The following is a 14,231-nucleotide window of genomic DNA, read 5'->3' as shown; positions in this document are numbered from 1 at the left end:
TCAATGTTAAATGAGGAGAATTCAGATAAAATCGGCACTCTTTACATCGTTGCCACCCCAATTGGCAATTTTGACGACTTAAGTCAGCGTGCAATCGCGACATTATCGCAGGTTGACTTAATCGCTGCTGAAGACACTCGCCATACAGGTAAGTTGCTCAGTCACTTTGGTATTAAAGCAAAAACCTTTGCTTTACATGACCATAATGAAAAGCAAAAAGCGCAGCAAATAATTGACCAGTTGAACCAAGGATTAAATATCGCACTTGTTTCAGATGCAGGCACTCCGTTAATTAGTGACCCTGGTTATGCGGTAGTTAATTTATGTCGTGAGCAAGGAGCTCATGTAACACCTGTACCGGGTGCGTGTGCAGCAATTACTGCGGTATGCTGTTCAGGCTTACCGACCGATCGCTTTCAATTTATTGGTTTTACTCCAGCGAAAAGTAAAGCTCGCCAAGACTTCTTCATTGAAGCCGTCAATTCAGGCATTACCAGTATAATGTACGAAAGTACGCACCGTATTATGGCTAGTCTTGATGATTTAGAAAGCGCCCTTGGTAGCGAACAACAGGTGGTTTTGCTAAAGAACTAACCAAAACGTTTGAAACCTTTTTTAATGGCACGGTAACTGAGTTAAAACAGTTTTTAACGGATGATCCAACTAAACAACGTGGTGAAATTGTTTTAATGCTACCGGGCAAACCTAAGGTGGTAGATGATATTCCGCCAGAAGCGCGTAAAATGTTAGCCTTACTTGAGAGTGAAATGCCAATGAAAAAAGCCTGCGGTGTGGTAGCCGATTACTTTGGCATGAAGAAAAATGCCCTTTATAAAACAATTATTGACGAAAAAGGCTAATTCTTTACTGTACACAGCATCAAGCTCAGGTATACTGCGCGCCGAGTCAGCCAAGATAATCGCTGCCTGCAACGAAAATGCGCAGGGGGAGGAAAGTCCGGGCTCCACAGGGCAGAGTGCCAGCTAACGGCTGGGGGGCGTGAGCCCACGACAAGTGCAGCAGAGAGGAGACCGCCAACTTCGGTTGGTAAGGGTGAAAGGGTGCGGTAAGAGCGCACCGGGCCGCTAGTAATAGTCGGTTGCAAGGTAAACTCCACTCGGAGCAAGACCAAATAGGGTTCCTTATGGCGTGGCCCACGTTGGAACCGGGTAGGTTGCTTGAGCCATAGAGCGATTTATGGCCTAGACGAATGATTATCGCTTTCTTCGGAAAGAACAGAACCCGGCTTATAGGCTGACTCATAAATTTCCATAACCGCCTGATTTTTTAGGCGGTTATGGATATTTATTATAAGCAAAAGCAATTGTGACACCTAGTGTGCCACCGAGTTGTGCCACCTAAAAGCAACGACCTCACCAAGAGGCCATTATGAAATCAGTTGCAGGTGCCGAATATTTATATATTCGTAAAGGTACATTTTACTTTCGATATAAACTTCCAAAATCCTTCTTAAAAAAAGATATTCGAATCTCTTTAAACACCCAGGATTTAAAACAAGCTCTTGTTATTGTTAAGTATTTAACCCCTATCGTCAACAACTTAATCTCTTTACCCCTATATCACAAAATGTCTGATAAACTACAAAAAGAACAAGTGATTAATGCGATTAAGCTGGATATGAAGAAACGACTTGAGCAACATCATATAGATCAAATTTTAGCTTCTGAAGAGGTGCTTTTTAAAGATAACCTCAATATTACTAACGCTTTAAGTCGCGTCCAAATTACTTCGGACACTACAAATTGCAGGCACTAAAGTGCCAGCAGGCTATTAGTTTGTTCGAGGAAGTAGTCGGAGTAGGGCTTGATACGGATAGTATGAGCCAGTTGATTCAGATGACAAACTTAACTGCTGGCGATTTTGCAGTATTAGCGAGAAGGCTCCGTTTTAAAGGCAAAAATGTAGATTCAGTGAGAGCCTTTGAAATATTAAGAATTGAGAGTGAGATAAAAAAAGCCTAGTAGGAGAATAGGCTTTTAACATGAGATACAAGGTACTTTTATGCTTTACTAGAGCAATTGGCTTATATACATTAACTAATACTGTTGTAGTTGAACGTTAGTCTGTGCCAACGGCGTCTAAAATATTTTTCACGTCTTGATTGCCAGTAGCCTCGTCGCTATTAGGGTTTTCTTCGGGCTCAATATTAGTTTGTTGTTGAATTACTTGTTTCGATAGCTCGGTGAAATCGCATGCAATGAATGACTGTTCATGAATTTCCTTGTGTAATTTTCGAACTGTACTGAGCGCTAACTCGTTTAATATATATTCAACTTCTGTTTTAACTTTTCTTACCTTATTGAATAGGTGATTGGCTTCGTAGTAATCAATTACAAAGCTATGGCTCGGATACCCTTCAATCAATTTATTTAAGGAGTTTTCTTTAAGGTTATTTGATTTTTGATTTAGTCGTTCAGCATACTCTAGCGCTATACTTAAGGCTCTTTTTTGCTCGCCTAATTTTACAGGGTCAATCTGCGCTGAAATAGGCTTTATAAGGCTTTCACTTAGAGTTGAGGCAATATCCGATGCTAGTTTAGTATTTAAGCCACTACCATATTTTATGTCTGTGACATAGTGGCGAAAAGATTCAATTACTCTAGCCTGTAAGTTATCGAGCGCTTTAAATATATCTAAAGTAGAGCTTTGTTCGCCCATCTCATCTTTTTTTTCTAGTTTGAATATCTAATGGGCCCAACTCTCCTAAAGGCCCATAAATTATTTCGTTTGCTGCTATAGCTATTAATGTTCCTGCGCTTTTACACATTTCAGGAATTGCTACTGTTAGGTGTTTATATTCATACTGGAGTAACCTTGCCATCTTATAACCTGCATGAGGATCACCACCGAAAGTATTAATAATTAAAACAACATTATCACTTTTAGTACCATCAATATTTCTTTTTCTAATTCTGAGGATAGCTTTGTAAACCCTTCATAGGAGATCGTGCCTGCATATAAAAAAATGTCAGTCGTTTCAAGTTCATCTACTAATTCTAAGTGGGGATTTTTTTCAATCAGTTCAACGTGTTCCATTGTTTTATTGGTACTCCATGCAAAATAAATCGAATCAGAATATAGCATGTGAATATAATGTATGCGAATTTTATGTTTGCTTTGTCATAGCCTAATCTATAAAATCGCACCACAATTTTCACGGGGCTTGCCTGCGTAAATGGTCGGGTATTATTTAGTGGCTTTTTTTTTAAATGGGCTATATAGTTAAATTAAGAGCAGGGATTATACGCTCTACTTATTAACATTAATGAAGGGGATTCGCATGAATATGAAAAATATCCTAGACTTTCTATTATCTGACAATGCTAAAGAAATTGCTGATAACTTCGATAAATCATCAATTAAAGGTGCCCAAGTTGTTGGACGTGGTACGGTAGTCGTTGATGGTAAAGAAATAGCCTCCTCTCAAGAGTTTACTGCTTTAAAAGCAGCAGCTTCTCGTATTGTTAAAGCAGAAAATCTGCGTGGTGCTCAAAGACAAGGTTAAGTTTTGTTTGCCTTACTAATTTTACCAATTTTGATAAGCGGTTTTATTCATTTATCACAATATCCAAAAGAAAAACTAAAACTTCACCGTTATGATGGTCAACTACTTTACCTAAAGTCAGCTAAACACGGTGTTGTATATCTTCTTATTACTTCGCTTCTTTGTTTTTTATTGAAAGATCTTGCTATAGCAAGTCATTCGTTCCAACCAGTAACTTGGTTGGTCGATATTATTAAGAGTAGAGATTTAAACAAAGAGAAAATATCAACTTCAGAAGTTCAATTTGCTTGGTTGTTGGTGATATCCTTCCTGACTATAATATTTTCATATTTCTGTACATACTTAGCTCAGCTTTATACTTTTTCGTTGGATACACTCTCAGAAAAATATTACGGAAACAAAGTACAGAGTATATCTTATCTTGGCGATATTCTGAAAGATAGTCCGATTGACAGCTTGTTTTATAATAGTTTTAGTAACTTAAAACCAATTTTAATTACTTTAAAAAGTAAAAAAGTTTATGTAGGTATTGTAAATCAGCTTGGTGAACCTAATGAATCATCTTTGCCAAACCAAGAAATCTCGATAGTTCCAGCGTTATCTGGCTACCGTTCTTCAGATAAACTTAAGGTGATATTTACTAATGACTATGATGAGTTAGATTCTAACGAGAATGATATTAGTACAATTATCAAAGTATGTGAAATAGAAACTACATCATGGTTCAACGCTGAAGTATATGAAAGAGTTAATGGTAATGTTGATAATACTCAGGCGAAGAGCAAGGGCTCTAATGTTAATTAGAAGTTCACACTGATATTTTTCGATAAATTTTATAATAAGAGGTTATAAAGTGTGCCACCGAGTGTGACACTCAAAACCGTGAAATTACTTAAGTTGTTGTTTTTATTTAGGTGGAATAGTTTGCTTGTCAGCTTATAGGCTGACTCACTCATTCAACAAAAAAGCCCGCAGTTAACGCTGCGGGCTTTTTTGTGTTTTAAGTTTTTTAAAGTTCAAACGGGGCGACGCCAACGGCTTTTATTTTATAGCCGACTTGAGCGATGTCGCCGCTCCATGTTTCGGTGCTGATGATGCCGGTGACAACAATCGCATCATATAAACTTTCGATTGGTACGCCGCCTTTAATAGTGACGTGGACAATCTGATTGGGTGGCGGTGGTGGTACGTGAATACAAGCACCAAAATATGGCACCAGTAAAAACTCGGTGATGACTTCGCTGTCACCTTCAAGTGGTACCACAAAACCCGGTAAACTCACTGATTGTCCGTCGAGCTCTTTTACGACCGGTGCATCAAGATCGGGTTGCACCCAGTTTTGCTCACTGCCTTCATGGCTTGCTTGGTCTTGAGTATCAATTTGCACATGCCCTTGGGGGATCAGGTCTTCCCAAAATATTTCTTTTGGCGCATTAGCATGAGCTAAAAAGCTTACTGCTAAGCTAATAATAGCTAAGCTCATAAAGCTAAGTTTTTGAATGTACTGCATGGTGTTCCTCTTAAATTTTAATGCTCATGCCATCGGTCAGTGAGTAGAAATAAGCACGCGTTGCGGGAATAAGGCCAACGATAAAACCTGCCGCCATAATAGCGCCGATCAACATCAGTTCATAGTGGGAGAGCATACTGATTGTGACAGAGATACCCCCATGGCTTTGTAAAAAGCCTGCGGCAACGCTCATCAAGCCATAAAATAAACCACAGCCTAATAAGGAGCCAAACAATGTGATAAGGAGCGACTCTATACTAATAAGCGAGAACAAGTGCCAAGGTCTGGCACCTACAGAGCGTAAAATCGCCAGTTCACGACGGCGTTGGTTTAAGCTGGCTAGAAGCGTTGTTAACATGCCAAGCAGGCTTACTAATACTACAATTGATGAAAATAACAGTAGGATTTTTTCGACTATTGAGAGCATTTCCCACAGCTCGCGCAATGTTACACCAGGCATAATAGCTAGTAGTGCTTCTGGTTTATATTGATTAATATTACGGCGCACTTGCAAGGTGTATAAAGGCGAGTCAAAGCCCATTAAAAAGGCCGTAATTTGTTTTGGCTCTCCGGTTAGGTTGTCATTATGCTGCTCATGCTCATGCTCATGCTCATGCTCATGCTCATGCTCAGAGTGACCCCCACCGTGAATTAACTCGATGGCAGCAAGGGGAATGTGCAAGGTTTTATCAACCGGTGTGCCTGTGGCTTTTAAAATACCGACCACGGTAAATGGATCTTCATCGTGATGGTGAAAGCTGGTATTGCCCATGCCATGTGAAATAACTACTTTATCGCCAAGCTGATAATTTAGTTTGTTGGCGATTTCACTGCCTATTACCACTTCGTTTAAATGGCTAAATGCAGCGCCTTGGGTAAAAGTTAGCGGTTGTTTTTTCCCGTATTTGTAATGTGTAAAGTAATCTAAGCTGGTACCAAGCACGGCTTGGCCTTTATGGCTGTCGCCAAGGGATAATGGAATTGTCCACGCAACGCCCCGTTGTTGCTTGATATATTGGTAGCTTTGCCAGCTTACACCATTGTTTGTGTGGCCAATGCGAAATACAGACGACAGCAATAATTGAATATCGCCAGTGCGGGCGCCAACAATCAAATCTGTGCCTGATATTGTATTGCTAAAACTACTTTTGGCATCAACGCGTACACGTTCAATACTCAACAGGAGCATAACGCTAATAGCAATTGTAAACAGAGTTAAAAATGCACTGCCACGGCGGTTCAGCAGGCTTTTATAAGCAAGCTTTATCAATATCATTGTGCTTGCTCCGTAATATCACTTAGGCTGATTGAGCGATTAAACAGTGATTGTAGGCTTTCATCATGGCTAACAAATACTAAGGTGCTACCGGCGATACTGGCCTGAGCAAATAATAGCTCAATAAATGCAGTGCGGTTATTAGCATCTAGTGCAGAGGTCGGCTCATCGGCAATAATGAGCTCTGGACTGCCAATAAAAGCGCGTGCGGCAGCAACCCGCTGCTGTTGGCCAATACTTAAATTTGCTACGTTTTGCTGGTGGTGTTCCATTGTGAGGCCAAGCGCAGTTAATAACCGTGCGGCTTCTTGCTCTAATGAGGCACTTTGTTGCAGTGCTTTTTGTTGGCGTGGTTTTGAAAATTGGCAGCCTAGCATTACGTTTTCAAGCGGGGAGAGGTAAGGCAGTAAATTAAAGTTCTGAAAAATATAACCTATATGATCAGAGCGAAAAACATCACGTTTGCGGTTGCTCAAGGCTGTTAAATCAGTATTTAATAGTTTTACAGTACCTGAGTTGGCAGTATTGATCCCAGCAAGCAATGACAGAAAGGTTGATTTACCAGAGCCGCTCGGCCCATGTAAAAAACATGTTCGCCATCAGCAATGTTTAATGTCGGTATACTAAGCGTGGGCTTTGCTTGTTGCTTGTGCCATTTGAAACTGAGTTTTTCTATATCAATCATATGTAGCTAGTTAGAAGTTATTTGTTGTTATAATATAACGACAGCGCTTAAATTCAAACTAAACAGGTTAAATCACCAAGCGCTTTAATTGTGATTTATCAGCGACTCGATTATTATTAGCAACTCATAACCCCAATACCATACATATGCTCATTATGGGCATGCCATACATCCGGAGATAGCATGACTAGCTATAAAGTTTTAGACGTAAACGATGACTTACCTATTCGTACAAAAGGCCCTGTTCACAGTGGTAAAGTGCGTTCAGTTTATTGGTTAACTGATGAAGATAGCGCTCGTTTAATTAGTGAAAAAGGCTATAAAGTTCCAAAAGGAACTGAACTTGCCATTATGGTGATTTCTGATCGTATCTCTGCGTTTGATTGTATTTGGCAAGGTGAGAACGGGTTAAATGGTGTACCAGGTAAAGGGATTGCCTTAAATACAGTGGCGTCACATTGGTTTAAGTTATTTGATCAGGCTGGCCTTGCAGGTAACCACATTGTTGATATTCCTCACCCTTATGTATGGATTGTGCGCAAAGCGAGCACTGTTAAAGTTGAAGCGATAGCGCGTCAATACATTACAGGCAGCATGTGGCGTGACTATAGTAAAGGCATACGTAGTTTTTGTGGCTTAGAACTACCAGAAGGTTTAACTGCTAATCAAAAGTTAGATAAGGTGTTAATCACACCTTCTACAAAAGGTATTATCACGGGCGTTGCAGAAATCCCTGAAGTGGATGATGTAAATATCACGCGTGACAATATCACTAATAACTTGGGTGTGTTTAACTTTAAGTCTGAAGATGATGTTGCTAAGTACGAAAAATTATTAACACAAGGCTTTGGCTTAATAAGTGCGGAGCTTGCGAAGCTTGATCAAATTTTTGTCGATACCAAATTTGAGTTTGGTTATGTAGAAGATGTAGATGGCACAGACAAACTGATTTACATTGATGAAGTGGGCACACCTGATTCATCACGTATTTGGGATGGAGCCGCTTACCGAGATGGTAAAATTGTTGAAAACTCAAAAGAAGGTTTCCGCCAGTTATTGATCAACAATGTGCCAGATAGCGATGTATTACTAAATAAAGACCGTATGGGTGAGCGTGAAGCTCTAGCGCAAGAATATGTCTTACCGGAGTCTGTTATGCTTGCTGTTTCTGATACTTATGTTGGTATTGCAAGTAAAATTGTCGGTACTGATATCACTATCCCTGCGGATCCACGTGGAGAAGTGATTACCATATTAGACGACCAATATGGGTTAATTACTAAGTCTTAATAATGAGTTGGTAGTTAAGTGACTTTAAAAAGCCCAATATTTTACTATTATTTAGTGTAATTGGGCATTTATAGTTGCATTACAGAGCACAGTTCAATTAGCTTAAGTAAAACCTAATAAAAACTTTAAACGTGGTACTTCGTGTATCCAAGGGTATAAAATGGCTATGCAGGGAATTGTAACTAAATACATAGCGGCATTGGGTCTTTTGCTATTCTCTTGCTTTATCTCTGCTGCAGATATTACCCTTAAGATAACTGATCAACATGGCCAGCCATTAGCTAACTCTGTAGTAGAGCTACTCGGGCAGAATAATCAAGTTGTTGCAGGTGATTTACCTGTGTTGATTATGGATCAAATAGATAAACATTTTTCACCTATTTTACTTGTTGCCCAGCAGGGGCAGAAAGTTAACTTTCCTAATAGTGATAACATTCGCCACCACGTTTATTCGTTTTCCAAGGCTAAACCATTTCAATTAAAATTGTACTCAGGGCAACCAGAACAGCCTGTTGAGTTTGAAAATGATGGCATTGTGGTGCTTGGCTGTAATATTCATGATTCTATGGTGGGCTATATTTATATAGCAAGTAGTCCTAATACTTACCAAAGTGATGCAAATGGTATCGTGCGTATAGAGCAGAGCCGATTACCTATGAAAATTAGCCTTTGGCATCCTCTGCAATCGCTGCCCCTTGAAGAAAAAGCGCTATTAAGCATTACTGAAAATGCTGTTAGCAGTTTAGCTATTGTGATTAAAACGGATACCCCTGCGCCACGTAATACATTTGGTAATAAATTTAAGGCTGAGAATGACCAATAGTTTAAAAAATCGCATTATTATACTGTGTGTCGGCTTGGTGTTATTAACCACGGTAGTGAGCTTGGCTAGCTTTTGGTGGTCAACGAGTCAATTTAATGAAAATAAAGTGACTCAGGATATAAACGTTGCTGAGAATGTGTACAAGCAATATTTAACGGCAAAAGAAAGCCTACTATTAACAGCGGCAAAAGTTTTAACATCAGATTTTGGCTTCAAACAAGCTGTAGCGACACGTGATGCAGATACTATCAGCAGTGCCTTGTATAATCATAGCCAACGCATAAATGCCGATGTAATGTTGCTATTAGATTTATCGGGTGAACTAATTTCATCAAATCAGCCAAACCAGACTTTTAGCAATGACTTTAAGCAGCTAATGACTGAGCTACTTAATAACTCTGAGCAATCAAGTTTTGTGGTCTTTGACGGTGAATTATACCAAGTTATATTACTGCCAGTGAGAGCGCCTAGAACGGTTGCTTATAGTTTGGTTGGCTTTCAAATTAGTGACAACGTAGCAATAGAGTTAAAAAATCTAACGGGCATGGATGTGAGTTTTATTGCTCAAAGCGACGGGGTTATTCGCAGCTCGTTAGTGTCTAGACCCACTCCCTTTGTACCAAATAGTTATTTTCATCAAGCAACTACATCACGTTTGTTTGGTGAGCAACCCATCTATCGTAATCGAGATTTACACTTAGCTTCACTAAAAAAACATCCTGTTAATGTATTGCTAAGCGCTGATTTATCACAAAGCTATAGCGAGTTTGAGCGGTTGTTTTTTACGTTAATATTTTTAGCTTTCTTAACTATTGTAATCGGTATTATCACCAGTAGCTTATTAGCAAAAAATTTAACCATGCCTTTATCGCAACTGGCTAGCTTAGCCCGTCAGTTCGCCCGTGGTAATTACAGTGTTGATGCTATGAGCAATAAGCAAAGTAATGAAATAAAAACGCTTATTGATGCGTTCAAAAACATGGGTAACGATATCAACGAACGCGAACAGCAAATTAGTTTTGCGGCAAAACATGATTCATTAACAGGTTTTTATAATCGTTCTGCAATGCTTGAAGTGTTAAATGAGTCTCTGGAGGAAGCTCAACAGTACACCTTAGTCGCAATTGATATTCGCGGTCTACGCCATATAAACGATAAACTTGGCCCAAGAGTAGGAGATGACTGTTTAAAAGCGGTTGCGTGTCGTATTGCCGAGTTTTCTGACGAATTAGGAGGCTTTCATGCACGTATTGGGGGGGGATGAGTTTTTAACAGTATTTCCTACATTAACCAGCCAAAATATAAAGTGTGGCATACCAGGTCTAATGGACCAGCTACAGGCTTGTTACACAATTCAAAAATTAAATATTAGTTTACGCTTTAGTGCTGGGGTTGTGAATTATCCAGAGCAAGGGCAGCAAGCTGATGATTTGATCCGTCGAGTGTTAATTGCTGTTGATAGTGCGTCAACTGAACATGAAAATATTCATTACTATCAAGATGGTGAAGATGAAGAACATCTTGAAAGCCTACGCATGATCGATGAACTTAAACAAGCGATCAGTGATGATGACGGACAGTTATTTATGACCTATCAGCCCAAATTAAATATTGCCACGGAACAAATTGATAAAGTTGAGTCTTTGATCCGTTGGCAACGAAAAGACGGCAGTTGGGTATCACCGGAGTTATTTATTGATCTTGCTGAACAGTCAGGACTCATCGTCGAGTTAACTGAGTGGGTTATTAGCACAGTTGTGAAGCAAGTCGGCTTATGGAAGCAAGATGGTATTAATATGCAGGCGGCTATTAATGTATCGGCTCAAGATATTGCTTACCCAGGCTTTCACGCAAACTTAGTAAAAACATTAAAGAATCACTCGGTAGCACCTGCGTTGATCACTATTGAATTGACTGAACGCGATATGATTGAAAATGAAGAAAAAGGCATTCAAGCATTAGAGAGCTTGAAAGCCATTGGCGTTAAAATCTCGCTGGATGACTATGGGGTAGGGCAAACATCACTCGGGCGCTTGAAAATGCTGCCCATAGATGAGCTTAAGTTGGATAAGTGTTTTATTCTAAAGCTAGACGAATCGAAAAAAGATCAATTTATTGTCGAGTCAACTATTACACTTGGTCATCAATTAGGCTTTTCGGTAGTGGCTGAAGGAGTTGAAACCGAGGGCTCCTTAGAGTTACTCAAAGCGATGCAATGTGATCATGTACAAGGTTATTACTTAAGTAAGCCCTTAAAAGCTGATGTATTTGAGCATTGGTTGGAGCAATATAATGAACCCGCTTAAAGTAATCATAGTTTTAATAACATGTGTTTATTCATGTCACACTCTTGCTGCGCAAGGTAAATTGTTAGCTACGCCGGGTGTTTCACAAGTGGAAGGTAGTGCGGGCGGCGGTATTATACCTTGGGCGCAGTTAGCTGGTTATGCCAGTGATGACGAATTTGCTGTAAGCGGCTTTTGCAGCCGAGCAGATGTCACAGATTACAGTTTAGATGTATGTGGTGCTCAAGTTAACTTGTTTAACCGAGTTGAATTTAGTTATGCACAGCAACAATTTGATGTACCAGCACTCGATACACAAATCGAGCAGTCAATCACATCAGCTAAGGTGAGAGTGTATGGTGATATTGTTTATAGTCAATGGCCACAATTAAGTGTTGGCGTACAGCATAAGTCACTAGAGGATGGCACTGTTGCGACCTTGCTTGGTGCACAAAACACCAGCGGGACTGATATTTATTTAGCGGCAAGCAAGTTACATTTAGGCGCCATAGCAGGTTATAACTGGTTCTGGAATATCACCACGCGCTACAGTGATGCCAACCAACTTGGTTTGTTAGGTTTTGGTGGAGTAGATAAAAATAAAGAAATCTTATTTGAAGGCAGCACTGCGGTATTTTTAAGCCGTGAAATTGCGGTTGGTGTTGAATATAGACAAAAATCAAATAACCTCGGCTTAGGTGAACAAGATTGGCAAGATGTGTTTGTTGCTTGGATGCCTAATAAGAATGTAAGTGTGACTGCTGCATGGCTTGATTTAGGCCGTATTGCAGGCGCAGAAGATCAAACTGGTTGGTATTTATCTGTAACGGGTTATTGGTAATGAAAAACGCTTTATTTTTACTTTTTTTATTCACACTTACAGCATGTACATCAGCATCAAAGCTGAGTTTATATCAGCAGTTGGATGGTCAAAAAGGCATTGAACGTTTGGTTGATAGCTTTATTAATCAAATAGGTAATGACGATACTATATTACCTTATTTTACGCACGCCAATGTTGCACACTTTAGAGCGGGCTTTATTACTCACTTGTGCTCTATCACAAATGGCCCCTGTGAATATAAAGGCGATAATATGGTCGATATTCACACTGGGATGCATATTAGTGAACGAGACTTTAATCGCGTGGTAGATTTATTAATTAATGCAATGGATGAGCAGCACATTAGCCATTCGGTACAAAATCAAATTTTAGCGAAGATGGCGCCATTAAGAGCTGAAATTATTAAGATTTAGCTATAAATAGCGCTTTATTGTTAGTTATGGCTGAAATCAAATGGTGTTTTATGTACAATAGAGCCCGCTTTTAGTTAATTTAATGTAAATTATGTTCGTGTGTTTTGATGTTCAACATATTTATTATATCCCTCAATACCTACCTGTTATTAAAAAACTGACTGGCAAAGGGCATAAATGTGAATTGGTTTTTTATAAATCGCAGGACGCGAAGCTAATTTCTATTTGTAATGAGTTTATTGCAAAAAACGATATTTCGGCTGTGTGGTTAGATGAGACTAGTGAAGCTTTTGCTTATTATCAACAACTCAATGCTGATTGGATTATTTTTGGTAACTCATTTGAACACAGTGATAATTTAACTAATAAAACAGCATTAATGCAGCATGGTATTGGGCCAAAGCAGTGTTATTATGATGTATCTAATAGCGGGATGACGGTTCGATTTGTTGAAGGTGAACACCGGCTAAAACGTTTACAACAGCTTTACCCTAACGGTAATTTCATTGACACGGGTTATGCTAAACTGGATCCTATTTTTAATAATAGTGTTGAAAAATTACTACTTATAGATTTAGGCCTTGATCCGCAAAAACCTACACTTCTTTATGCTCCAACTTTTTACCCTAGCTCAATAGAATGTATGAGCGATAAGTTTGCAGATGATTTTGCAAATTACAATATAATAATTAAGCCACATTTTTTTACATTAACAAAATCACGTTATAAAAAGCAGCAAGCTAAATTAGCGTGTTGGGCACAGAGCGAGAATGTGTATGTTGCTGATGAAAATCAATTTGATTTAACACCATTTTTAGCTATAGCAGATATAATGCTTTCGGATGCATCCTCCGCAATATTTGAGTTTGCAGCGTTAGATAAGCCTGTGGTGTGGTGTGACTTTTACAAGTTACGTTGGAGTTATCGCGGTATATTCTCGTTTCGTTTAAAAGAGCGATTAGATGACGATATTCATTACTTTAATCAGATTTGTCATACAGCGAGAAAGTATACAGAGCTAACTTCGATGATTGACAACTCTTACAAAGAGAGCCAAGTTTTTAAAGAAAATAAAGCGCGCTTAATAACACAGCTTGCAGGTAAAATGGATGGTTTTGCAGCTCTGCGTATAGTTAATTACTTAGAGGGCAATTCATGAAACGAGTTATTACTTTTGGGACGTTTGATATTTTCCATGTGGGCCATATCAATATTTTAGAGCGAGCTAAAGCACTTGGTGATTATTTGATTGTAGGTGTTTCATCCGATGCACTTAACATGTCTAAAAAAGGTCGCAACCCAGTTTACAGTGAAGAAGAGCGATTAAAAATTATTAGTTCATTACGCTGTGTTGACGAAGTGTTTATTGAGCATTCTCTGGACCTTAAAGGTCTTTATATAACTGAAAATAAAGCAAATTTATTGGTTATGGGGGATGATTGGGCTGGGCGTTTTGATGAGTTCAGTAATTTGTGCGAAGTGGAGTATTTACCTCGAACTCCATCAATTTCTACAACTGAAATAATAGAAGTCGTTAGAAAACCAGTCACTCAGTTGTCATGATTTAGTAATCTAGTAG

14 protein-coding genes, 1 other RNA gene and 3 pseudogenes are annotated in these 14,231 nt (G+C 39.1%); 12 read left to right on the top strand and 6 right to left on the bottom strand.

What is annotated here, in order from left to right; genetic code table 11:
- Positions 1 to 3: 3 nt before the first annotated feature.
- From rsmI to ACU8V8_RS13935, 3 genes and pseudogenes are all read left to right on the top strand, one after another.
- A pseudogene (gene rsmI / locus ACU8V8_RS13945) lies at positions 4 to 860 on the top strand (16S rRNA (cytidine(1402)-2'-O)-methyltransferase).
- 42 nt (positions 861 to 902) lie between these two features.
- Positions 903 to 1,266, top strand: an RNA gene (rnpB, locus tag ACU8V8_RS13940) — RNase P RNA component class A.
- Between the two features lie 123 nt (positions 1,267 to 1,389).
- Positions 1,390 to 1,776 carry a DUF6538 domain-containing protein gene (locus ACU8V8_RS13935; protein WP_446887904.1) on the top strand — a complete coding sequence of 129 codons (387 nt, stop codon included), beginning with the start codon at positions 1,390 to 1,392 and terminating at the stop codon, positions 1,774 to 1,776.
- Between the two features lie 303 nt (positions 1,777 to 2,079).
- Here ACU8V8_RS13935 and ACU8V8_RS13930 read toward each other — a convergent pair whose 3' ends face one another.
- Genes ACU8V8_RS13930 through ACU8V8_RS13920 form a run of 3 tightly spaced genes read right to left on the bottom strand, consistent with a single transcriptional unit; the run spans position 2,080 to position 3,057 of the window.
- A complete protein-coding gene (locus tag ACU8V8_RS13930; RefSeq protein WP_446887903.1) occupies positions 2,080 to 2,679 on the bottom strand; it encodes a hypothetical protein in 600 nt (199 codons plus the stop codon).
- Position 2,680: 1 nt separating this feature from the next.
- The gene (locus tag ACU8V8_RS13925; RefSeq protein ID WP_446889646.1) at positions 2,681 to 2,881 is read right to left on the bottom strand and encodes a hypothetical protein; all 201 of its coding nucleotides are present in this window, start codon (positions 2,879 to 2,881) and stop codon (positions 2,681 to 2,683) included.
- A gap of 2 nt (positions 2,882 to 2,883) precedes the next feature.
- Positions 2,884 to 3,057, bottom strand: a complete 174-nt coding sequence (locus ACU8V8_RS13920; protein ID WP_446887902.1) for a hypothetical protein — start codon at positions 3,055 to 3,057, stop codon at positions 2,884 to 2,886.
- Positions 3,058 to 3,301: 244 nt separating this feature from the next.
- Here ACU8V8_RS13920 and ACU8V8_RS13915 point away from each other — a divergent pair, with 244 nt between their 5' ends.
- Both ACU8V8_RS13915 and ACU8V8_RS13910 read left to right on the top strand, forming a co-directional pair.
- Positions 3,302 to 3,526: a hypothetical protein gene (locus ACU8V8_RS13915; protein WP_446887901.1), complete on the top strand. Its 225-nt coding sequence runs from the start codon at positions 3,302 to 3,304 to the stop codon at positions 3,524 to 3,526.
- A 3-nt stretch (positions 3,527 to 3,529) separates the two neighbouring features.
- Positions 3,530 to 4,330 carry a hypothetical protein gene (locus ACU8V8_RS13910; RefSeq protein WP_446887900.1) on the top strand — a complete coding sequence of 267 codons (801 nt, stop codon included), beginning with the start codon at positions 3,530 to 3,532 and terminating at the stop codon, positions 4,328 to 4,330.
- 205 nt (positions 4,331 to 4,535) lie between these two features.
- On the opposite strand, the gene ACU8V8_RS13905 is transcribed toward ACU8V8_RS13910, so the two are convergent.
- The 3 genes and pseudogenes from ACU8V8_RS13905 to ACU8V8_RS13895 form a co-directional block, all read right to left on the bottom strand.
- The gene (locus ACU8V8_RS13905) at positions 4,536 to 5,036 is read right to left on the bottom strand and encodes a DUF3299 domain-containing protein (RefSeq protein ID WP_446887899.1); all 501 of its coding nucleotides are present in this window, start codon (positions 5,034 to 5,036) and stop codon (positions 4,536 to 4,538) included.
- Between the two features lie 10 nt (positions 5,037 to 5,046).
- A complete protein-coding gene (locus tag ACU8V8_RS13900; RefSeq protein WP_446887898.1) occupies positions 5,047 to 6,312 on the bottom strand; it encodes an ABC transporter permease in 1,266 nt (421 codons plus the stop codon).
- A pseudogene (locus ACU8V8_RS13895) lies at positions 6,309 to 6,997 on the bottom strand (ABC transporter ATP-binding protein). Before ACU8V8_RS13895 ends, ACU8V8_RS13900 begins: the two are co-directional and overlap by 4 nt.
- 183 nt (positions 6,998 to 7,180) lie before the next feature.
- On the opposite strand from ACU8V8_RS13895, the gene ACU8V8_RS13890 reads away from it, so the two are divergent.
- The 7 genes and pseudogenes from ACU8V8_RS13890 (at position 7,181) to ACU8V8_RS13860 (ending at position 14,215) form a co-directional block, all read left to right on the top strand.
- On the top strand, positions 7,181 to 8,287 hold the full coding sequence (locus tag ACU8V8_RS13890) for a phosphoribosylaminoimidazolesuccinocarboxamide synthase (protein ID WP_446887897.1): 1,107 nt from the start codon (positions 7,181 to 7,183) through the stop codon (positions 8,285 to 8,287).
- Positions 8,288 to 8,447: 160 nt separating this feature from the next.
- A complete protein-coding gene (locus ACU8V8_RS13885) occupies positions 8,448 to 9,110 on the top strand; it encodes a methylamine utilization protein (protein ID WP_446887896.1) in 663 nt (220 codons plus the stop codon).
- Positions 9,100 to 11,416 (top strand): annotated as a pseudogene (locus ACU8V8_RS13880) (EAL domain-containing protein). Before ACU8V8_RS13885 ends, ACU8V8_RS13880 begins: the two are co-directional and overlap by 11 nt.
- The gene (locus ACU8V8_RS13875; protein WP_446887895.1) at positions 11,403 to 12,236 is read left to right on the top strand and encodes a DUF3034 family protein; all 834 of its coding nucleotides are present in this window, start codon (positions 11,403 to 11,405) and stop codon (positions 12,234 to 12,236) included. The pseudogene ACU8V8_RS13880 and the gene ACU8V8_RS13875 overlap by 14 nt, the downstream one beginning before the upstream one ends.
- Entirely contained in the window at positions 12,236 to 12,652 is a 417-nt protein-coding gene (locus ACU8V8_RS13870; protein WP_446887894.1) for a group I truncated hemoglobin, read from the top strand. Before ACU8V8_RS13875 ends, ACU8V8_RS13870 begins: the two co-directional genes overlap by 1 nt.
- A gap of 91 nt (positions 12,653 to 12,743) precedes the next feature.
- The gene (locus ACU8V8_RS13865; RefSeq protein ID WP_446887893.1) at positions 12,744 to 13,811 is read left to right on the top strand and encodes a CDP-glycerol glycerophosphotransferase family protein; all 1,068 of its coding nucleotides are present in this window, start codon (positions 12,744 to 12,746) and stop codon (positions 13,809 to 13,811) included.
- Positions 13,808 to 14,215 carry an adenylyltransferase/cytidyltransferase family protein gene (locus ACU8V8_RS13860; RefSeq protein WP_446887892.1) on the top strand — a complete coding sequence of 136 codons (408 nt, stop codon included), beginning with the start codon at positions 13,808 to 13,810 and terminating at the stop codon, positions 14,213 to 14,215. Before ACU8V8_RS13865 ends, ACU8V8_RS13860 begins: the two co-directional genes overlap by 4 nt.
- Positions 14,216 to 14,231 lie beyond the last annotated feature (16 nt).

This window comes from Pseudoalteromonas sp. SaAl2 (assembly GCF_052947895.1).
The sequence above is the reverse complement of the archived record's forward strand: the minus strand, read 5'-3'. Positions and strand labels throughout refer to the sequence as shown.

Coding starts and splice junctions, on each gene's coding strand:
- ACU8V8_RS13935 (WP_446887904.1), top strand. CDS start 1,390: ATGAAATCAGTTGCAGGTGCCGAATATTTATATATTCGTAAAGGTACA.
- ACU8V8_RS13930 (WP_446887903.1), bottom strand. CDS start 2,679: ATGGGCGAACAAAGCTCTACTTTAGATATATTTAAAGCGCTCGATAAC.
- ACU8V8_RS13920 (WP_446887902.1), bottom strand. CDS start 3,057: ATGGAACACGTTGAACTGATTGAAAAAAATCCCCACTTAGAATTAGTA.
- ACU8V8_RS13915 (WP_446887901.1), top strand. CDS start 3,302: ATGAATATGAAAAATATCCTAGACTTTCTATTATCTGACAATGCTAAA.
- ACU8V8_RS13905 (WP_446887899.1), bottom strand. CDS start 5,036: ATGCAGTACATTCAAAAACTTAGCTTTATGAGCTTAGCTATTATTAGC.
- ACU8V8_RS13900 (WP_446887898.1), bottom strand. CDS start 6,312: ATGATATTGATAAAGCTTGCTTATAAAAGCCTGCTGAACCGCCGTGGC.
- ACU8V8_RS13890 (WP_446887897.1), top strand. CDS start 7,181: ATGACTAGCTATAAAGTTTTAGACGTAAACGATGACTTACCTATTCGT.
- ACU8V8_RS13885 (WP_446887896.1), top strand. CDS start 8,448: ATGGCTATGCAGGGAATTGTAACTAAATACATAGCGGCATTGGGTCTT.
- ACU8V8_RS13875 (WP_446887895.1), top strand. CDS start 11,403: ATGAACCCGCTTAAAGTAATCATAGTTTTAATAACATGTGTTTATTCA.
- ACU8V8_RS13870 (WP_446887894.1), top strand. CDS start 12,236: ATGAAAAACGCTTTATTTTTACTTTTTTTATTCACACTTACAGCATGT.
- ACU8V8_RS13865 (WP_446887893.1), top strand. CDS start 12,744: ATGTTCGTGTGTTTTGATGTTCAACATATTTATTATATCCCTCAATAC.
- ACU8V8_RS13860 (WP_446887892.1), top strand. CDS start 13,808: ATGAAACGAGTTATTACTTTTGGGACGTTTGATATTTTCCATGTGGGC.